Source organism: Paraburkholderia phenazinium, assembly GCF_900141745.1.
GTDB lineage: Bacteria > Pseudomonadota > Gammaproteobacteria > Burkholderiales > Burkholderiaceae > Paraburkholderia > Paraburkholderia phenazinium_B.
This window is the reverse complement of sequence record NZ_FSRM01000001.1, coordinates 551,252-571,539: the sequence shown is the minus strand read 5'-3', so window position 1 is coordinate 571,539 and position 20,288 is coordinate 551,252. Positions and strand designations below refer to the sequence as shown.

The window sequence follows — 20,288 nt, the reverse complement described above, 5'->3', positions numbered from 1 at the left end:
TCCGCTCGCGCAAACGATTCACACGGTGTTTTTCGCGTATTTAGCCGGCATCAGATGCATAGGCCGTTCAGCCTACGGCTACCTGGCGCAACATCGGACGGCGTTCAGCTTCGATAAGCGCCGTATAGCCGTCGAGATAGTTCTGCGCCATTGTCTTCGCGCTAAAGCGGCGTTCGAACTGGGCGCGGATTTCCGTACGCGACAGGTCGCCCAGCCGCTGCAGCGCCGCGACCGCACCTTGCACGTCCTCAACCACGAAGCCGGTTACGCCGTGGTCGATCACTTCCGGCACCGAACCGCGGTTGAAGGCGATCACCGGCGTGCCGCAGGCCATTGATTCGATCATCACGAGACCAAACGGCTCCGACCAGTCGATCGGGAACAGCAGCGCCTTGGCGCCCGACAGAAACTCCGGCTTTTGCGCTTCGTTGATCTCACCGACGAATTCGACGTGTGCCTGCGACAGCAGCGGTTCGATTTCCGTCTTGAAGTATTCCTGGTCGACCTTATCCACCTTGGCGGCGATCTTCAGCGGCAGACCGCTTTGTGCAGCGATCTTGATGGCTGTATCGACGCGCTTCTCCGGACAGATACGGCCGAGGAACGCCAGATATTCGGGCTTCTTGTGCGTCTGCGGCGTGAGCAGATTTTCCGGCAGACCGTGGTAAATGGTGTTGAGCCAGTTGGCCTGCTTGAGCGGCAGACGCTGCGAGTCCGAAATCGACACCACCGGCGCCTGCGAGAACGTATCGAAGATCGGCTGCAGTTCGGGCAGGTCGAGACGGCCGTGCAGGGTGGTCACGAACGGCGTGTCCATCGTCGAGAACAGCGGGAAAGGCAGATAGTCGAGGTGGAAGTGCAGTACGTCGAACTCATGGGCGATGCTGCGCACCCGTTCCATCAGCAGGACGTGCGGCGCCATGGCGTCGCGCACCGTCGGGTCGAGGCGCAGCGCGCGCGGCCAGGCGGCCTCGAGTTTGGCGGAGGTGACCGAATCGCCGCTCGCGAACAGCGTCACGTCGTGACCGAGCTCGACCAGAGCCTCGGTCAGGTACGACACGACGCGCTCAGTGCCGCCATAGAACTTGGGCGGGACGGCTTCGTATAGGGGCGCTATTTGTGCGATTCGCATGCGTACTCTCCTGTGACGGCTGGAGTCGGCCCTTAAGAGCAAACACTCCAGCCCATGCAACATAAGTTGCGGTTCGTAACGGCGTTCGCAAAATCTGCCCGGATCGGGCGAAGAGCGAATACCTTTCGGACGGACGGACGCGGTAGGCCGCCGCCCGGTGGCAACCCGGCACTGCATCGGGTTATCCCTTAAGGCCATTATCGGGATCGACCGGCGCAATTCGAGTTATTTTTCAAACGCTTAATGTTGTTACAGCGCGAAACACCGTGCGTAACAGGTGAGACCGGGGTGCAGCATAGCCGGCACGACACCCCTCAGCAAGCACCGTGCCGCGCCTTGTGCCCCGGCCTGAAAGGCGGCGCGATGCGTCGCGAATAGCGAGCGATTGTTGCCGCAGCGTGAAAAAGATCTATAATTTGCTCGCACCTGTAACGGTGCAAAAAACCGCGCGGGGTCGCGCACCGATCGATCCCCAAAAGCTGTCACTCACCTTTCATCCCATCCGCGCTACGCGTTTTGTAGGAAAAATTCCTACACAATTTATGGAACATTCCGGCAATCAGACGGGGTGTCTGTCCGATTTCAGTCGCAGTTACATTTAGACACAATGCTTGCAAGACCATAAACGAGCCGTTCGTGCGGTGTGCGGTGCGCGCGTTCGAGCAAACGTTTCCGTAACGGCCTGACCAGCCAGATCGACTCGGGGGAATCATGAGCACCACTAGTGACATGCTCAATGAGATACGAGAAGTGAACCTCTCCTATCTCCTGCTCGCTCAGCGTCTGCTGCGTGAGGACAAGCCCATGGGGATGTTCCGCATGGGTATATCGGATCAGTTGGCCGATGTGATTGCCAATCTGTCTCTGGCACAGACCGTCAAGCTGGCTGCATCCAGCCAGGTTCTCTGCCGCTTTCGCTTCGACGATCACGCCGTCCTGTCCGCACTTGCGGACAAGGGCAAGACCAGCAGCGCCGTTGCTCAGGCGCATACCGCGATCTTGATGGCAAGCCAGCCCGTGGAACAGATCGGCTGAGGCCGGCATTCTACGGCGGCAAAACCGACCAGCAACACCAGGACGCGGGAAGCGCAGCGCATGGCCACTAAAAGCGTAGTACTCGAAGTCAGGGAAATTACCCTGGCGATCGAATTGATCGAACTCGGCGCGCGTCTGCAATTGCTCGAGGCCGAGACCAGCCTGTCACGCGACCGGCTGATCAAGCTTTACAAGGAATTGAAGGGGGTTTCGCCGCCCAAGGGCATGCTGCCGTTCTCGACGGACTGGTTCATGACCTGGCAGCCGAACTTTCATTCCTCGCTGTTCTATAACATCTACCGCTTCATGGCGGACCATGGCGGTTGCGAGACGATCCAGTCGATCGTCAAGAGCTACCGGCTGTATCAGGAACACGTCCATCTGCACGACGACGAGCCGGTCCTCAGCCTGACCCGCGCATGGACTCTGGTGCGCTTTTTCGACTCCGGCATGCTGCAGATGACCTCGTGCTGCCGCTGCGGCGGCCAGTTCGTCGCCCATGCGCACGATCCCCAGCACGGATTTGTCTGCGGACTGTGCCAGCCGCCGTCCCGCGCCGGTAAGACAAAGAAAGTTGCCGAAGCGAAAGTACGCGCGAACCAGCTCGCCGAACTGGACGCTGAACTGGAAGTTTGAGGCGCGGGCGGGCAGGCCCGCCCCGCTTGCATCGCAGCCCAGGCGTCCGCCTCGCGCTCGCGCCCCCCGCCTGTGGTTTACACCGCCTCGCCAACTTGCTTTTCCACCAAAGTTTTCCGCCCGGTTGCCGTAAACCAGTCTAACGACGGTCTCCGTCGCTTCCTTGTGAGGGCTCGGCTGTGCTGATTTTCGTGGGAACACTCGTGACGCTGTTGTCCGTTTTCGGCGGTTATGCGCTGGAAGGCGGACACTTGGGCGCGCTGATGCAGCCAGTCGAACTGCTGATGATCGGGGGCGCCGGCGTCGGCGCGTTCGTTCTCGGCAACGGGATGAAAACCATCAAGTCGACGCTGGGCGTGCTTCCGACCCTCTTCAAGGGGTCCAAATACAACAAGGACGTCTATATGGAGCTGATGGCGCTCCTCTACGTCCTGCTGGCGAAAGCGCGCAAGGAAGGCACGCTGACGCTTGAAGCCGATATCGACGATCCGTCGAAGAGCCCGATCTTCACGCAGTATCCGAAGATCCTCGCCGACAAGCACATCATCGAATTCCTGACCGACTACCTGCGTCTGATGGTCGGCGGCAACATGAACGCCTTCGAAATCGAAAGCCTGATGGACGAGGAAATCGAAACCCATCACACCGAAGGCGAAGCCCCGGCGCATGCACTTGCCAAGGTCGGCGACGCCATGCCGGCGTTCGGCATCGTCGCGGCGGTGATGGGCGTGGTGCACACCATGGCCTCCGCCGACAAACCGCCTGCGGTGCTCGGCGAGATGATTGCCCAGGCGCTGGTCGGCACCTTCCTCGGCATTCTGCTTTCGTACGGTCTGATCGGGCCGCTCTCGAGCGTCGCGGAACAGCGCGTCGCCGAGTCGACCAAGATGTTCCAGTGCATCAAGGTGACGATCCTCGCGAGCCTGAATGGCTACGCGCCGGCGATCGCCGTCGAATTCGGCCGCAAGGTGCTCTTCTCGACTGAACGCCCGTCGTTCAGTGAGCTGGAAGAGCACGTGCGCCGCGTGAAAGCCAAGTAACCGCGCGGACCAGGGGCTGACTCGATGAGCAAGGATAAAGACCGCGCAATTGTCGTCAAGCGTTCCGCGCCGAAGAAGGCGGGGCACCACGGCGGCGCCTGGAAACTCGCCTACGCGGACTTCATGACCGCGATGATGGCGTTCTTCCTGCTGATGTGGCTGCTCAGTTCGGCGACCACGGTGCAGTTGCGCGGTATCGCGGACTATTTCAACCAGCCGCTGAAGATCACGCTGTGGGGCGGTGACCGCAGCGCCGAAGATTCGAGCGTCCTGAAGGGCGGCGGCCGCGATATTTCGACCGACTCGCAGGGCATCACGCGTCAGAGCGACGGCACGACCGCGCGCGCGCAGCATACCGTCGCGCATAGCGACGACGAAGCGGTGAACCAGGCGCAGGGGCAACTCGAGCGCCAGGAGCAGGCCCGCCTGCACGATCTGCAGGTCAAGCTGATGGCCGCGATCGAAGCCAATCCGGTGCTGCGTCAGTTCAAGCAGCAGATCCGTATCGATTCGACCTTGACGGGGCTGCGCATCGAGATCGTCGACTCGCAGAAGCGGCCGATGTTCGACACCGCCAGCGACGAGGTCCAGCCGTATATGCGCGACATCCTGCGCGCCATCGGCAACACGCTGAACGACGTGCCGAACCGCATCGTCGTGCAAGGTCACACAGACGCCGTGCAGTACGCCGGCGGCGAGAAGGGTTACAGCAACTGGGAGTTGTCGGCGGACCGTGCGAACGCTTCGCGCCGCGAGCTGATCGCGGGCGGCATGGACGAAGCGAAGGTGATGCGCGTGATCGGCATGGCGTCGTCGCAGAACCTGAACAAGAGCGATCCGCTCGACCCCGAAAACCGCCGGATCAGCATTCTGGTTCTGAACAAGAAGTCCGAGGACGCCATGATGCACGACGACTCGACCACGACCACCTTGTCGGACGATGCCGCCGGTTCGGGGCAGGCGCCCCTGCTGCAACAGATTGCGCAACCGCCGACGGTTGCACCGAAGGCGCCCACCGTGGCGCCGCATTGAAAGACACGATGGCCTGTCCGTGCCGCCGCGCATCCGCGGCACAGTCAGGCGATTCATAGTGAGCGCAGCGAGGATTTAATGATCAGGCACATTCTGGCAATCGACGACTCGGCATCGATGCGGCAGATTCTCTCCGCCACGCTGACGACGGCCGGCTATGAGGTGACGCTCGCCGCGGACGGCGAAGAGGGCCTCGAGAATGCGCTCGCGATGTCGTTTGACCTCGTATTGACGGACCAGCATATGCCGCGCAGAACCGGCCTCGATCTGATCGCCGCGCTGCGCGGCAACCCGGCTTACCAGGCGACGCCGATCCTCGTCCTTACGACGGAATCCGGCGAACCTTTCAAGGAGGCGGCGCGAGCGGCGGGGGCGACCGGCTGGATTGAAAAACCGCTCGACCCGGACATGTTGACCGAGCTGGTCGCGGCGCTTGCCGAGCCCGGCGAGGCCTGAGCCACACAACTTTTTAAACAGCGCCTTTAGACAAGCGGCACGGCTGCCAAAGCCCAGACAGGATCTCTCGCGGTGACCCAGGCATGACACTCGATATCACTCAGTTCTATCAGACGTTCTTCGACGAAGCGGACGAACTGCTCGCGCAGATGGAGCAGTTGCTGCTCAATCTGGACATTGGCCATCCGGATCCGGAAGACCTCGCAGCGATTTTCCGTGCGGCGCACTCGATCAAGGGCGGCGCAGCGACCTTCGGCTTTACGGCACTGACCGAAACGACCCACATCCTCGAATCGCTGCTCGATCGCGCGCGCAACAACGAACTCGTGCTGCGCAAGGACATGATCGACACGTTCCTCGAGACCAAGGACGTGCTGTCCGGCCAGCTCGCCGACTACCGCGCGAGCGCCGAGCCGGACGCGGCGGTGGCGAAAGCGATCTGCGCCAAGCTCGAACATCTCTACGCGGAAAGCATCCGCGGCGAGAGCGAGCCGGCACCGGCCGCTGCGGCAGCACCGGAAGTGGCTGTGTCGGCTTCGGCAGTCGTCGAGGCCGATGACGGCCCGCCGCCGTCGCACGTGGTCGATCAGGCCGTCGACGTGGCGAGCGAGATATCAGGCATTGAACCGGCCCAGACCGGCGCAACAACAACAGCAACAACAGCAACAACCGGGACCGCCGCCGAAGACAGCGGCCCGCATCTGAAAATCACGCTACGGGGTGTAGGTGAGAAGGACCAGGAACTGCTGGCCGAAGAGCTCGGCAACCTGGGGCATATCGTTGGGCAGGTCAAGGCGGGCGGCGATTTCACGCTGTGGCTGCAGACCGATGTCACGTCCGACGACATCATCGCCGTGTGCTGTTTCGTGATCGACGACAGTCAGATCTCGATTGGCCGCGGCACAGCACCGGTGGATGAATCGCAGCAAGGCGAACCTGGAACGCCTGCCGCTGCGGAGCATGCACCGGCGCCTGCACCGGCACCGGCCCCCGCGCCGGTTGCCGCGCCGCAGGCAAGCACAGCAGCGCCGACGCACGGATTGTTCGAAGCGCCGGCGCAGGCAGCACCGGCTGCGGCTCCGGCGCCCACGCCGGCGGCGGTCGCACCGGCCCCTGCTCCCGCGCCGGCACCGGCCGCGGCAGCAGCGGGCGCAGGCGAATCCGACCGCAAGAGTGGGCGTCCGGCGGCTGCGGCCGCGGCCGAAGGCAGTTCGATCCGGGTCGGCGTCGAGAAGGTCGACCAGTTGATCAACCTGGTCGGCGAACTGGTGATCACCCAGGCCATGCTGGCCGAGACCACCAGCACCTTCGATCCGGCCTTGCACGACCGTCTCTTCAACGGCATGGCGCAACTGGAGCGCAATGCCCGCGATCTGCAGGAAGCGGTGATGTCCATCCGCATGATGCCGATGGATTACGTGTTCAGCCGCTTCCCGCGTCTGGTGCGCGATCTGGCGGCGAAGCTCGGCAAGGAAGTCGAACTCGTCACCTTCGGTCAGGCGACCGAACTCGACAAGAGCCTCATCGAGCGGATCATCGACCCGTTGACCCACCTCGTGCGCAACAGTCTCGATCACGGTATCGAAACGGTGGAAGCACGGCGCGCGGCGGGCAAGGATTCGACCGGCCAGCTGGTGCTGTCGGCCGCGCATCACGGCGGCAACATCGTGATCGAAGTGAGCGACGACGGCGCCGGTCTGCGCCGCGACAAGATTCTCGCCAAGGCGGCCAAGCAGGGCATGCAGGTCAGCGAAAGCATGACCGACGACGAAGTCTGGAACCTGATTTTCCTGCCGGGCTTCTCGACCGCCGAACAGGTGACCGATGTGTCGGGCCGCGGCGTCGGCATGGACGTGGTGAAGCGCAACATCCAGGCGATGGGCGGTCACGTCGAGATCAGCTCGCAGGCAGGCAAGGGCAGCACCACGCGCATCGTGTTGCCGCTCACGCTGGCGATTCTCGACGGCATGTCGGTGAAGGTCGGCAACGAGATTTTCATTCTGCCGCTGAACTTCGTGATGGAGTCGCTGCAGCCGCAGGCAGAAGACATTTACACGGTGGCCGCCGGCGAACGCGTGGTGCGCGTGCGCGGTGAATACCTGCCGCTCGTCGCGCTGCACGAAGTGTTCTCGGTGGAAGACGCCAAGAAGGAGCCGACCCAAGGCATCGTCACGATCATGCAGACCGAAGGACGGCGCTTCGCCATGCTGATCGACGAACTGGTCGGCCAGCAACAGGTGGTCGTGAAGAATCTGGAAACGAATTACCGCAAGGTGCACGGCATTTCCGCCGCGACCATTCTCGGCGACGGCAGTGTCGCGCTGATCGTGGACGTGGCGGCGCTGAACCGCGAGACGCGCAACGCGCACGGCGCAATGAGTCTCGCATAGGCCTCGGGCAACCTCGGGCAACTTTTTACTTAACTTATTTCATCCCAACCGTTTGGGGGCTAACGTGGCAGAAGTCCAATCCATCAATTCGAGCGTCAGCCGCCGCGATGCGCTGCAGGCAGACGCTGGCGGCCAGGAGTTTCTCGTCTTCACGCTCGGTGCCGAAGAGTACGGCATCGACATCCTGAAGGTGCAGGAAATTCGTGGCTATGACAGCGTGACGCGCATCGCGAACGCACCGGACTTCATCAAGGGCGTCATCAATCTGCGCGGCATCATCGTGCCGATCGTCGACATGCGCATCAAGTTTCATCTGGGCCGCGTAGAGTACGACCACCAGACGGTGGTGATCATCCTGAACGTCGCGCATCGCGTGGTCGGAATGGTGGTGGACGGCGTGTCGGACGTGCTGACGTTGCAGGTGGACCAGATCATGCCGGCTCCCGAATTCGGCGCGACGCTGACCACTGAATACCTGACGGGTCTCGGTACGGTCGACGGCCGCATGCTGATCCTGATGGACATCGAAAAGCTCATGACCAGCCGCGAAATGGCTTTGATCGAAACGATCGGCGGATAACCGCGATCGGCATGCATGTGACGGGACATTAGGGAGCATCAAGATGCTAAGCAGGTGGTCGATTCGAACCTCGTTGACCGTGGTCGGGATCGTTCTGGTGGCGCTCACGCTCGTAGTCGGCGCGCTCGGCCTGACCGCGCTCAGCCGCGCCAGCCAGTCGCTCGACGGCATTGCGCGCGGCGATCTGGTGGCTATTCACGCACTCGACGATGCCTCGTCGTATCTGTTGCGCTCGCGCGTTGCGGTCGACCGGTACAACACGCTCACTGCCGCCGGCAATGCCGACGAAGCGAAAAAGGTACTGGACCGTGGCCAGGAGCTGCTCGGCAAGGGCAATGAGAGCTGGCAGACGTTTCTCGATGCGCCCAAATCCGGCATCGATCAGGCCTTGCTCGACGACCTGCTGGCGCGCCGCGCAACCGTGATGCACGACGGCGTGGAGCCGGAGTTCGCAGCGCTGCACGCAGGCGACCAGGCCGCCTTTCACGCCATTGCCGATACGAAAATCAGCCCGCTCTTTATCGCCTACGACAACTCCGCCTCGGCGGTTGTGAAGGCACTGCAGCAACGCGCGGCCGATCAGCAGACGGCGGCGCAGTCGAACGTCACGCTGATGACCTCGCTGATCATCGCGGTGGGCGTGTTCGCGCTGGTGCTGGTGGTGGTGATCCGCATCGCGCTGCGCGGCCTGATCGTGCAGCCGCTCATGGACGCCACCGAGTGTTTCGAGCGGATCGCCGCAGGCGACCTGACGCACGCGGTAACGGTGTCCAGCACCAACGAAATCGGACGCCTGTTCCGCGGCATCAAGCAGATGCAGGACAGCCTCTCGACGATGCTCAAAGGCGTGCACGGCAGCACCGAATCGATCGACACCGGTGCGCGCGAAATTGCCATGGGCAACACGGATCTGTCGCAGCGCACCGAGCAGCAGGCCGCTTCGTTGCAGCAGACCGCATCGAGCATGGAGCAACTGACGGGCACCGTGCGGCAGAACGCCGAGAACGCCCGCCAGGCGAGCCAGCTCGCGGTCAACGCGTCGGACATCGCGACGCGTGGCGGCGACGTAGTGGGCCAGGTCGTGCATACGATGCAGGACATCGCCACCAGCTCGAACAAGGTGGTGGACATCATCAGCGTGATCGAAGGGATCGCCTTTCAGACCAACATCCTCGCGCTGAACGCTGCTGTGGAAGCAGCTCGCGCGGGTGAGCAGGGCCGCGGCTTCGCAGTGGTGGCCGGCGAAGTGCGCAACCTCGCGCAGCGCAGCGCCAGCGCCGCCAAGGAAATCAAGGAACTGATCGGCGACTCGGTCGACAAGGTGCAAAGCGGCTCGGCCCTGGTGGGCCGCGCAGGCTCGACGATGGAAGAGATCGTCCAGGCCGTGCGTCGCGTGACCGACATCATGGGCGAGATCAGCGCGGCGTCGGAAGAGCAGTCGACCGGCATCGAACAGGTCAACCGCGCCGTGGTGCAGATGGACGAAGTCACGCAACAGAATGCAGCGCTCGTCGAACAGGCGGCCGCAGCGGCGGCGTCGCTCGAAGAGCAGACGCGGCAATTGCGCAGCGTGGTGGGCGGCTGGCGCGTGGAAGGCGGACAACGCGCCGCCGGCGCTGCTGCGGCACGCAGCAAAGCCGCGCCGCGCGCGGCAGCTCAACCTGTGGCAGCCGCACCGAAGGCGGCCGCAGCGTCAGGCCATGCGCCGGCAGCGGCAGCCAGACACGACGCGAAGCACGATACAAAGCACGACGCGAAGCAGGACATCAAGCACGACGCACCGCGCGCGAGCGCACCGGCACGTACCGAACCCGCTCTCCGGCCGAAGACCTCGGCCAGCGCCGCGGCGCCCGCAGCACGGCCGGCCGCAACAGGCGCATCCGCGGCAGGCCCGGATGCAGATTGGGAAACGTTCTAAGGGAAGATGGTTAGTTATGCAGGCTTTCGGCTCCTCGCCGCAGTACGGGCGATTCATTGAAGCACGCTCGCAAGGCGTGGTTCGAGCCGTCGGTCAGGAAACATTCGCGGGCAGGCGCGACCCCGCGATGCACATCACTCGCCCCGCAGGGAATTCCCCTGAGGCCGCGAGCGACGCTTCGTATCGCAGGCAGGAACTTTGATAATGGTAACGCGCGCACAGCTTCGTCCCGACAAGGTCGAACCGGCAAAAGCCGCTGACCCGGGACGTGATTTCGAATTCACCTCGGCGGATTTCGCTCGCATTCGCGAACTGATCCACCGCGGCGCCGGCATTTCGCTGTCGGACCATAAGCGCGACATGGCGTATAGCCGGCTCGCGCGTCGTTTGCGTGCGCGCGGTCTCGACAGCTTCCGCGAATACCTCGATCTGCTCGAGTCGGAGAACGATCCGGCCGAGTGGGAGGCGTTCACCAATGCGTTGACCACCAACCTGACCGCGTTCTTTCGCGAGGCGCACCATTTCCCGATCCTCGCTGAATTCGTCGCACGCCGTCAGGGACCCGTGTCGGTGTGGTGCTCGGCGGCTTCGACCGGTGAAGAGCCGTATTCGATCGCGATGACGCTAATCGAAGCGCTCGGCGACAGCGCCGCGCGCCAGGCCACGGTGCTCGCCACGGACATCGACACCCAGGTGCTCGCCAAGGGTGAAGCAGGCATGTACCAGTTCGATCAGGTCAAGCACCTCTCGCAGGAACGGCTCAAGCGTTTCTTCCTGAAGGGCACCGGCGCGCACGCGGGCATGGTGAAAGTGCGCCCGGAAGTGCGCGCGATGATCCGTTTCCAGCAGCTGAACCTGACCGACCGCGACTACGGTTTGCGCTCGCAGTTCGATGCGATCTTCTGCCGCAACGTGATGATCTACTTCGACAAGCCGACCCAGTCGCAGGTGCTGTCGCGCTTCGAGCCGCTGATGAAGGGCGGTGGCCTGCTGTTCGCCGGTCACTCGGAGAACTTCACCTACGTGACCCAGGCATTCCGCCTGCGTGGCCAGACTGTTTACGAACTGACCCGCGACGGCGGCGCAGCGCGCGCCGGCCAACGCAGCCAGACCCAACCGGCTCACTCGTCGACTAGCGGGGTGACTGTATGAGTAGCGCCCTGCCGATCGCCACCAATCTGTACTTCGACAATCACTTCCAGCGCCCCGGCGTGAAGTTGTTGCCGAACGAGTTCTATACGACCCACGACGACATGGTGCTTGTTACCGTGCTCGGCTCGTGCGTGGCCGCCTGCATCCGCGACCACACGGCGGGCATCGGCGGCATGAATCACTTCATGCTGCCGGACGACGGCGCTGACGTCGGCCAGGCCGCCTCGGATTCGATGCGTTACGGCGCCTATGCGATGGAAGTGCTCATCAACGAGCTCATCAAGGCGGGCGGCCGGCGCGAACGTTTCGAAGCCAAGGTATTCGGCGGCGCCGCGGTGCTGGCCGGCATGACGACGATGAACATCGGCGATCGCAATTCGGAATTCGTGCGCCGTTATCTGGCGCTCGAAAAAATCCGCATCACCGCCGAGGATCTGCAAGGCGGCCATCCGCGCAAGGTCGCCTTCATGCCGCGCACCGGCCAGGTGATGGTGAAAAAACTGCGCCTGCAGCAGGAAGCCGGGGTGGCCGAGCGCGAACAGGCGCTTGCCCGGCAGACCTCCGAGCAGCGCGCCGAGCGTCTCGCAAAGGCCCGCGAACGCGTCGAACTGTTTGCCGCGCCGGCTGGCGGCCGGCCAAAGATCGAACTGTTTGGTGCAAGGGCCGCTGCTGGTTCAGGGACGGGCGCCCCGGCTGCGAAGCCGCGCATCGAGCTATTTGGCGCGAGCCCGCGTCCGAATAATTCAAACAACGCCAGAACTGCCGAGGAGGCGTGAGAGCTGTGCAAAAGATCAAGGTATTGTGCGTCGACGATTCGGCGCTGATCCGTAGCCTGATGACCGAAATCATCAATGGCCAGCCGGACATGACCGTCGTCGCAACCGCGCCCGACCCGCTGGTCGCGCGCGAACTCATCAAGCAGCACAACCCGGACGTGTTGACGCTCGACGTTGAAATGCCGCGCATGGACGGTCTCGACTTCCTCGAGAAGCTGATGCGTCTGCGGCCGATGCCAGTGGTGATGGTGTCGTCGCTGACCGAGCGCGGCAACGAAATCACGCTGCGCGCGCTGGAACTGGGCGCGGTCGATTTCGTGACCAAGCCGAAGGTCGGGATCCGCGACGGCATGCTCGACTACTCGGAGAAGCTCGCCGACAAGGTCCGAGCCGCTGCGCGCGCCCGCGTGCGCCAGGCCGCTCCGGTGCATCACGCCGGCACGGCGGCCGGCCACGCGGCGGGTGCCCAGGCTGCGACGCCGGCGCCGAACTTCAACAACCCGCTGCTGAGTACGGAAAAGCTGATCATCGTCGGCGCCTCGACGGGTGGCACCGAAGCGATCCGCGAAGTGCTCGTGCCGCTGCCGCCAGACGCCCCCGCGGTGCTGATCGCACAGCATATGCCGCCAGGGTTTACAAAATCTTTTGCTCAACGCCTTAATGGCTTGTGCAGAATTACCGTTAAAGAGGCAGAGCACGGCGAACGTGTGCTGCCGGGACACGCGTATATTGCCCCCGGTCACGCTCACCTGTTGCTAGCACGTAGCGGCGCGAACTATATTGCACACCTCTCCGACGACCCGCCGGTAAATCGGCACCGTCCGTCTGTCGACGTGTTGTTCCGCTCCGCTGCGCAGCACGCCGGCAAGAATGCGGTGGGCGTGATTCTCACGGGAATGGGCCGCGACGGTGCGGCTGGACTGCTGGAGATGAAAAAAGCAGGCGCGTATACGCTTGCGCAGGACGAAGCGAGTTGCATTGTGTTCGGCATGCCGCGCGAGGCGATCGCACTCGGCGCTGCCGACGAAATCACCTCGCTGCCCGAGATGAGCCGGCGCGTCATGGCGCGTCTTTCGTCAATGGGTGAACGCGTCCAGCGGGTATGATGCGCGCCGGGTCAGAACGCAGGCGTCTTGCATGGGACCTGAGTCAGCGCTGAAACGCGGACTCCAGTCGACACACTCGCTGCACCATCTGGGTTTAGGGAAAGGGAATTGAAATGGATAAGGGAATGAAGATTCTGGTCGTAGATGACTTTCCGACGATGCGCCGGATCGTCCGCAATCTGTTGAAGGAGCTGGGCTATTCGAACGTCGACGAGGCGGAAGATGGCCAGGCGGGTCTCGCGCGTCTGCGTAGCGGCAAGTACGACTTCGTGATCTCCGACTGGAACATGCCGAACCTCGACGGTCTGGCCATGCTCAAGGAGATCCGCGCGGATGCCAGCCTCACGCATTTGCCGGTGCTGATGGTGACGGCCGAGTCGAAGAAGGAAAACATCATCGCGGCGGCGCAGGCCGGCGCGAGCGGTTATGTGGTCAAGCCGTTCACAGCGGTAACCCTCGACGAGAAGCTCAACAAGATTCTCGAGAAGATGGCGAAAGCCGGGAGCTGACGTGAACCAGCCGACCAACGCGGCAGCCGTCGAAGCGCAAGACGGCGGCGACCTTGCAAGCGATCGCATCCTTGCCCGCATCGGGCAACTGACGCGCACACTGCGCGACTCGATGCGCGAGCTCGGCATCGACAAGCACGTCGAGCGCGCCGCCGAAGCGGTGCCCGACGCGCGCGACCGTCTGAAGTACATTGCCAACATGACCGAGCAGGCAGCCGAAAAGGTGCTGAGCTCGATCGAGGTCGCCAAGCCGTTGCAGGAGCAGTTGCAGCAGGACGCAGCGGTGCTCGACGCGCGTTGGGAGCAATGGTATGCGGCGCCGATCGAACGCGAGGAAGTGCGCGCGTTGATGAACGACACGCGGACCTTTCTGCGTGGCGTGCCCGAGGTGACGACGGCCACCAACCAGCAGCTGCTCGAGATCATGCTGGCGCAGGACTTCCAGGATCTGACCGGCCAGGTCATCAAGAAGATCACCGAGGTCGTGTATCTGATCGAGCAGCAACTGCTCGGCGTGCTGATCGAGAACATCGCGCTTGAACGGCGCGAGCAGTTCGCAGCAACGGCAGCGGCGCTGGCGGCCGAACCCTCGTCGACCGGCAGCCCGGAGAACCTGCTGAACGGGCCGCAGATCAACCCGGAAGGCAAGGCCGACGTGATGCAGGATCAAGGCGAAGTCGACGATCTGCTGGCGAGCCTTGGCTTCTGACACGGCTTTCGAACAGCTTTCCACATCTGAACCGCGCCGGCTCCCGGCGGTCGAACATGGCACGCGCCCCGCTCCACAGCGTTCGGCGCCGCCGTGTACCGTCCCGCACTCCGGGCGCAGGTTTCTTGCCGGCTAGCCATCGCGCATAGCGGATACCCCGGCCAGGCACCCTGGAGGAAACCTTCCTGCGGAGCAGTGGCCCGGTACCGTATGATCTTGGATAAATGCGAGCGCACGTGCGATGCACGGGCCGTATCGCAGTTGACCGGGAGGAGTGTGGCTATGCTGAGTCGTGTACGCCGCGCCGTCGTCATGACAGCGCTCGGATTGTCCTGCGTGGTGCCCGCCGTTCAGTCCGCTCATGCGGCGCTGGGCGGGAGTCCGATGACGCCGCCCGCCGGCGCGTCCGTCAGTTCCCAGACCGTTTCCCCTGTCGCCGTTCTACACGCCGCATCCGGCGCCGCCTCCGCAGCCAGCAGCAGTTCTTCATACACCGTACGTCAGACGACCTACGGCAGCGGCACAGTCGTGCGCGAGTATCTCGCCGCGGACGGCACCGTCTTCGGCCTCGGCTGGAACGGGCCGCAAATGCCTGATCTGAACAATCTGCTCGGTACTTATTTCCCGCAATACCTGGCCGGTGTCGAGGCCGTGCGCGCGGTGCGCGGCGGCCACGGTCCGGTCGCGGTCGAGCAGAGCGGCCTGGTGGTCCATTCCGGTGGCCATATGGGCGCATTCTCGGGTGATGCATGGCTGCCGCAGGCGCTGCCTGCCGGCGTCAGCGGTTCCGACATCCACTGACAGTGACGGACGGGAGACGAGACATGCAATTTGCAGCAAAGCTCAGAGGGTGGGCGCAGGTCGCGGTGACGGTCGCGTTGGTGTCGCTGGTTGCCGCGTGTGGCGGAGGCGGTGGCAGCAACAACAGTTCCAGTTCGTCGAGTGCGAATAACGGCTCGTTGCCGGCCAGCCCGACCGCACAGCCGGTTGCGGCGACTGCGGCCAACACCGCCGCGATCACGGTGAGCACGGGCGTGGCGAACGTCATCAACATTCCGACGGTGAGCGTCACGGTTTGCGTGCCCGGGACGAGTACCTGCCAGACCATTCCAAATGTGCAGGTGGATACCGGTTCGTATGGGCTGCGGATCGCCAGCGGCGTGTTGAGCGTTGCGCTGCCTGACGCTGCTATCCCCAGCGGTGCGTCCGGCACGCTGGCTGAATGCACGAATTTCGCGGATGGCTTTTCGTGGGGCTCGGTACGCACGGCAACCGTAACAATTGGCGGCGAGACCACGACCGCCGGCATTCCGGTCCAGGTGCTGGGTGACCTGAACAACAGTGTGCCGACAGGCTGTGCCAACGGCTCCGAAGAGAACACTCCCAGCGCGCTTGGCGCCAATGGCATTCTTGGCATTGGCAACGCACCTTACGATTGCGGCGCGACCTGCGCGAGTTCGACGACCTTTGCCCAGTTCAGCAACTATTACGCGTGTACGACCTCAAGCTCGAGCTGCACGACCGCTCAGGTGCCGAATGCCAACCAGGTGACGAACCCGGTCACGAAATTCCCCACCGACAACAACGGCGTGATTGTCGAGATGGCGCCCGTTTCGAACAACGGAGCTGGATCAGCCACCGGTACGCTGGTGTTCGGCATCGGCACGCAGTCGAACAACGCGCTCGCGGCGGCGAAGACCTTCACGACCGATGCCTTCGGTGACCTTAACAACAGCACGTTCAACGGCAGCACGCTGTCGGCCTTCTTCGATTCCGGCTCGAACGCTTACTTCTTCACCGACAGCACCCTGGCGTTGTGCGGCAGCAATTTCAGCGGCTTCTATTGCCCTTCGACGGCGCAGACGCGCACGGTCACCGTGGTTGGCCTGAACGGCGTCTCCGCTGCGGCTAACGTCGGGATCCTGAGCGCGTCGACGTTGTTCAGCAACGGCAACAACTACGCCTTCAACGATCTCGCTGGCCAGATCGGCACCTCGGGTAGCTTCGACATCGGCCTGCCGTTCTTCTACGGCCGTTATATGTACTTCGGCATCGACCAGACCGCGAGCGGCGGCCAGGCACCTTACGTCGGCTACTGATCCAGGGTCCACGGCGCCCCGTTCCGCCCGTTCCACGCCTCCCGGCCCCGGAACGGGCGGCCCTCGGCGGCAGCGCCCCCCGGCTCCTCGCCCGGCCCCTCCCCCTCCCGCCCGTAGCGGCCCCCCGCGCCGCTCCATCTCCCGAAATACCCCCGTTTCCCCGTCCTTATCCGCCGATCATGGCTTGAGTTCTGCAGGAATAATCGCTCTCACTGGAATTGGGCATGGTGCCTCGACCGTCTGGAGAGCTGCGTGGCAGGGGAAAGCGACCTCGAAAAAACAGAAGACGCCACCCCCCGGCGCCTGGAGAAGGCACGGGAGGAAGGGCAGATCGTTCGTTCGCGGGAACTGGTCTCGTTTGCCTTGCTGTCGGCCGGTTTCTATGGCGTCTGGGCGTTGTCGGGGAGCATCGGCGATCATCTCGGATCGATGCTGCGCGGCGCGCTCATGTTCAACCACGACAGCGTCTTCGAAACCCGGCGCATGCTGATCGGCGCAAGTGTCGACGGCATGCAGGCGCTCCGTGCGCTGGTGCCGATCCTCGCCCTGACCGGCGGCGCCGCGCTGCTCTCGCCGCTCGCGCTGGGCGGCTGGCACGTCTCCTCAGGAGCGCTCCAACCCAAATTCAGCCGGCTCGATCCGATGGCCGGCCTTGGCCGGATCTTTTCGATCAACGGGCCGATCCAGCTCGGCATGTCGCTCGCCAAGACCATCGTCGTGGGCGGGGTCGGAGGCGTCTCGGTCTGGAACCGCCGCGAGGAGATCCTCGCGCTCGCGACCCAGCCGCTCACCGTGGCGCTCGCCAATGCGGCTCACCTGATCGCCGTGTGCTGCGGCATGACGGTCGCCGGCATGTTCCTCGTGGCAGCGCTCGATGTCCCGTATCAGATCTGGAATTACCACAAGAAACTCCGGATGACGAAGGAAGAAGTGAAGCGCGAACACCGCGAAAACGAAGGCGATCCGCAACTCAAGGCCCGCATCCGGGCGCAGCAGCGCGCAGCCGCGCGGCGCCGGATGATGTCCAAGATACCGACGGCTGACGTGGTGGTAACCAACCCGACGCACTTCGCGGTCGCGCTGCAGTACAGCGACGGCGAGATGCGCGCGCCGCGCGTCGTCGCCAAAGGGGTGAACCTCGTCGCCGCGCGGATTCGCCAGCTTGCTGTGGAGAACAACGTGCCGCTGCTCGAAGCCCCGCCACTGGCGCGGGCGCTGTATCACAACGTCGATCTCGACCGCGAAATTCCGGGCCAGTTGTATGGCGCGGTCGCGGAAGTGCTCGCATGGGTCTATCAATTGCGCCGCTTCAAGACCGAAGGCGGCGTGGTGCCGGTTGCCCCGACCGAACTCGAAGTTCCCGCCGATCTGGACCAGGGTCCGGTATCCGACGAAGAGGCGGATCAGGAAGCCGCCGAAGCGCTTAACGAAGACGACAAGGCATCTGGAGCCTCCGCATGAACGCACGCGCCGGTTTCCTGTCCCGACGGCCGGACTCGCTGAGCAACACCAACCTGCGGGCACTCGCAGGGCCGGTGCTGATCTGCATGATCCTCGGCATGATGATCCTGCCGTTGCCGCCGTTCCTGCTGGATCTGCTGTTCACCTTCAACATCGCGCTGTCCGTGATGGTGTTGCTGGTGAGCATGTACACGATGAAGCCGCTCGACTTTGCCGCATTCCCGAGCGTGCTGCTGTTCTCGACGCTGCTGCGCCTCTCGCTGAACGTGGCCTCCACCCGGGTCGTGCTGCTCGAAGGCCACACCGGCCCGGCTGCCGCTGGACAGGTGATCGAGTCGTTTGGCCAGTTCCTGGTCGGCGGCAACTTCGCGGTCGGGATCGTGGTGTTCATCATCCTGATGGTGATCAACTTCATGGTGATCACCAAGGGTGCGGGCCGGATCGCCGAAGTGTCCGCGCGCTTCACACTCGACGCGATGCCCGGCAAGCAGATGGCGATCGACGCCGACCTGAACGCCGGCATCATCAACGAAGACGCGGCGCGCCGCCGCCGCCTCGAAGTCGCGCAGGAAGCCGAGTTCTACGGCTCGATGGACGGCGCCAGCAAGTTCGTGCGAGGCGATGCGATCGCCGGCCTGCTGATCATGGTGATCAACATCATCGGCGGGCTGATCGTCGGCGTGGTCCAGCACAACATGGACTTCGCCGCCGCCGCCAAGAACTACACGCTGCTGACCATCGGTGACGGCCTCGTCGCGCAGATCCCGTCGCTGGTGATCTCGACCGCCGCCGGCGTGATCGTGTCGCGCGTGGCCACCAACGAAGACATCGGCACGCAGCTGACGGGGCAGCTGTTTACGAACCCGCGCGTGCTGATCATCACGGGCTGCATTCTGGTGCTGATGGGCTTGATCCCGGGCATGCCGCACTTCGCCTTCCTGCTGCTGGGCGGTGGTTTGATCCAGCTTGGCCGGATGATGAAGAAGCGTGCGACGGAAGCGAAGAGCACCGCGGCCCTCGCCACAGTGGCGCCGGCTGCGCTGACTCCGACCGAAAACACCGAAGCAAGCTGGGACGACGTGACGATGATCGACACGCTCGGTCTCGAAGTCGGCTACCGGTTGATTCCGCTCGTCGACAAGAATTCGGACGGCGAACTGCTCAAGCGGATCAAGAGCATCCGCAAGAAGTTCGCGCAGGAAATCGGCTTCCTGCCGCCGGTGATCCACATCCGCGACAACCTGGAACTGCGCCCCAATGGTTACCGGATTGCGCTGAAGGGCGTCGAGGTCGGCGTCGGCGAGGCCTATCCGGGCCAGTGGCTGGCCATCAATCCGGGGCAGGTGAGCGCGGCGCTGCCGGGCACGCCGACTCAGGATCCTGCGTTCGGCCTGCCGGCCATCTGGATCGACACCAATCTGCGCGAGCAGGCCCAGGTGTACGGCTATACCGTGGTGGATTCGAGCACCGTGGTCGCGACGCACCTGAATCACCTGGTGGTCACGCACGCCTCCGAGCTGCTCGGCCGCCGCGAAATCCAGGCGCTGATCGAGCGCATGCAGAAGGACACGCCGTCGCTGGTCGACGATCTGATTCCGAAGGCGCTTTCGCTCACCACGCTGCAGAAGGTGCTGCAGAACCTGCTGGAAGAAGGTGTGCCAATCCGCGACCTGCGCACGATCCTAGAAGCGCTGTCCGAGCACACGCCGAAGGTTACCGACGCGCACGAGCTGACGGCAGCCGTGCGTCTGGCGCTGGGCCGCGCGATCACGCAACAGTGGTTCCCCGGCACCGGCGACATGCAGGTGATGGGCCTCGATTCGAACCTCGAACGCGTGCTCTCGCAGGCGCTTTCGACTGGGGCAAACCCTGGTCTCGAACCGGGTCTCGCGCACACGCTGATGACCGAGACGCAACAGGCCATGACGCGCCAGCAGAACCTCGGGCTCGCGCCGGTGCTGCTGGTGCAGCACGCGTTGCGGCCGATGCTGGCGCGCTTCCTGCGCCGCAACCTGCCGCAGCTGAAGGTGCTGTCGTATGCGGAGGTGCCCGACACCCGCAACGTCAAGGTGGTGAATCTGATAGGCGGGAAAGGCTAACCCGCTCACGCTTCAGACCGGCGCTTCAGGCGCCGGTTTTCATTTGGGGACCCTTGCAGCGCGGCCCCGGCGTACTACCCATCACGCGAATTGCCTGCTTTTCCCTGTCTTTATCAAGCGATGGTCTCTCGACATCTTTCGCAATAATCGATCTCAAT

At 63.6% G+C, this 20,288-nt stretch carries 18 protein-coding genes; 17 read left to right on the top strand and 1 reads right to left on the bottom strand.

The window, feature by feature from the left end; genetic code table 11:
- Positions 1 to 67: 67 nt before the first annotated feature.
- A complete protein-coding gene (locus tag BUS06_RS02750; protein ID WP_074262883.1) occupies positions 68 to 1,132 on the bottom strand; it encodes a glycosyltransferase family 4 protein in 1,065 nt (354 codons plus the stop codon).
- A 711-nt stretch (positions 1,133 to 1,843) separates the two neighbouring features.
- Here BUS06_RS02750 and flhD point away from each other — a divergent pair.
- The 17 genes from flhD (at position 1,844) to flhA (ending at position 20,130) form a co-directional block, all read left to right on the top strand.
- Entirely contained in the window at positions 1,844 to 2,167 is a 324-nt protein-coding gene (gene flhD, locus BUS06_RS02745; RefSeq protein ID WP_074262882.1) for a flagellar transcriptional regulator FlhD, read from the top strand.
- A 60-nt stretch (positions 2,168 to 2,227) separates the two neighbouring features.
- Positions 2,228 to 2,803, top strand: coding sequence for a flagellar transcriptional regulator FlhC (flhC, locus tag BUS06_RS02740; protein ID WP_074262881.1), 576 nt, complete (start codon positions 2,228 to 2,230; stop codon positions 2,801 to 2,803).
- A 179-nt stretch (positions 2,804 to 2,982) separates the two neighbouring features.
- Positions 2,983 to 3,843 carry a flagellar motor stator protein MotA gene (gene motA, locus BUS06_RS02735; protein ID WP_074262880.1) on the top strand — a complete coding sequence of 287 codons (861 nt, stop codon included), beginning with the start codon at positions 2,983 to 2,985 and terminating at the stop codon, positions 3,841 to 3,843.
- A gap of 24 nt (positions 3,844 to 3,867) precedes the next feature.
- Positions 3,868 to 4,875 (top strand): flagellar motor protein MotB, encoded by a 1,008-nt coding sequence (gene motB / locus BUS06_RS02730; RefSeq protein ID WP_074262879.1) that lies wholly within the window; start codon positions 3,868 to 3,870, stop codon positions 4,873 to 4,875.
- Positions 4,876 to 4,953: 78 nt separating this feature from the next.
- Positions 4,954 to 5,331 (top strand): response regulator, encoded by a 378-nt coding sequence (locus tag BUS06_RS02725; RefSeq protein ID WP_074262878.1) that lies wholly within the window; start codon positions 4,954 to 4,956, stop codon positions 5,329 to 5,331.
- A gap of 83 nt (positions 5,332 to 5,414) precedes the next feature.
- Positions 5,415 to 7,721 (top strand): chemotaxis protein CheA, encoded by a 2,307-nt coding sequence (gene cheA / locus BUS06_RS02720; RefSeq protein ID WP_074262877.1) that lies wholly within the window; start codon positions 5,415 to 5,417, stop codon positions 7,719 to 7,721.
- Between the two features lie 64 nt (positions 7,722 to 7,785).
- Positions 7,786 to 8,301, top strand: coding sequence for a chemotaxis protein CheW (gene cheW, locus BUS06_RS02715; protein ID WP_074262876.1), 516 nt, complete (start codon positions 7,786 to 7,788; stop codon positions 8,299 to 8,301).
- A 43-nt stretch (positions 8,302 to 8,344) separates the two neighbouring features.
- Positions 8,345 to 10,219 (top strand): methyl-accepting chemotaxis protein, encoded by a 1,875-nt coding sequence (locus tag BUS06_RS02710; RefSeq protein WP_074262875.1) that lies wholly within the window; start codon positions 8,345 to 8,347, stop codon positions 10,217 to 10,219.
- Between the two features lie 201 nt (positions 10,220 to 10,420).
- Positions 10,421 to 11,371, top strand: a complete 951-nt coding sequence (locus tag BUS06_RS02705) for a CheR family methyltransferase (protein ID WP_074265872.1) — start codon at positions 10,421 to 10,423, stop codon at positions 11,369 to 11,371.
- Positions 11,368 to 12,147: a chemoreceptor glutamine deamidase CheD gene (gene cheD / locus BUS06_RS02700; RefSeq protein ID WP_074262874.1), complete on the top strand. Its 780-nt coding sequence runs from the start codon at positions 11,368 to 11,370 to the stop codon at positions 12,145 to 12,147. Before BUS06_RS02705 ends, cheD begins: the two co-directional genes overlap by 4 nt.
- Before the next feature lie 5 nt (positions 12,148 to 12,152).
- Positions 12,153 to 13,253 carry a protein-glutamate methylesterase/protein-glutamine glutaminase gene (locus BUS06_RS02695; RefSeq protein ID WP_074262873.1) on the top strand — a complete coding sequence of 367 codons (1,101 nt, stop codon included), beginning with the start codon at positions 12,153 to 12,155 and terminating at the stop codon, positions 13,251 to 13,253.
- A 113-nt stretch (positions 13,254 to 13,366) separates the two neighbouring features.
- Positions 13,367 to 13,762: a chemotaxis response regulator CheY gene (gene cheY / locus BUS06_RS02690; protein WP_074262872.1), complete on the top strand. Its 396-nt coding sequence runs from the start codon at positions 13,367 to 13,369 to the stop codon at positions 13,760 to 13,762.
- 1 nt (position 13,763) lies between these two features.
- Positions 13,764 to 14,471 carry a protein phosphatase CheZ gene (cheZ, locus tag BUS06_RS02685; RefSeq protein WP_074262871.1) on the top strand — a complete coding sequence of 236 codons (708 nt, stop codon included), beginning with the start codon at positions 13,764 to 13,766 and terminating at the stop codon, positions 14,469 to 14,471.
- A gap of 282 nt (positions 14,472 to 14,753) precedes the next feature.
- Positions 14,754 to 15,272 (top strand): DUF2844 domain-containing protein, encoded by a 519-nt coding sequence (locus tag BUS06_RS02680; protein WP_074262870.1) that lies wholly within the window; start codon positions 14,754 to 14,756, stop codon positions 15,270 to 15,272.
- Positions 15,273 to 15,295: 23 nt separating this feature from the next.
- Positions 15,296 to 16,570, top strand: coding sequence for a DUF3443 family protein (locus tag BUS06_RS02675; RefSeq protein ID WP_074262869.1), 1,275 nt, complete (start codon positions 15,296 to 15,298; stop codon positions 16,568 to 16,570).
- Between the two features lie 252 nt (positions 16,571 to 16,822).
- On the top strand, positions 16,823 to 18,031 hold the full coding sequence (gene flhB, locus BUS06_RS02670; RefSeq protein WP_074262868.1) for a flagellar biosynthesis protein FlhB: 1,209 nt from the start codon (positions 16,823 to 16,825) through the stop codon (positions 18,029 to 18,031).
- Complete coding sequence (gene flhA, locus BUS06_RS02665) at positions 18,028 to 20,130, top strand: flagellar biosynthesis protein FlhA (protein WP_074262867.1); 2,103 nt, start codon at positions 18,028 to 18,030, stop codon at positions 20,128 to 20,130. The genes flhB and flhA overlap by 4 nt, the downstream gene beginning before the upstream one ends.
- The last annotated feature ends 158 nt before the right edge of the window (positions 20,131 to 20,288 follow it).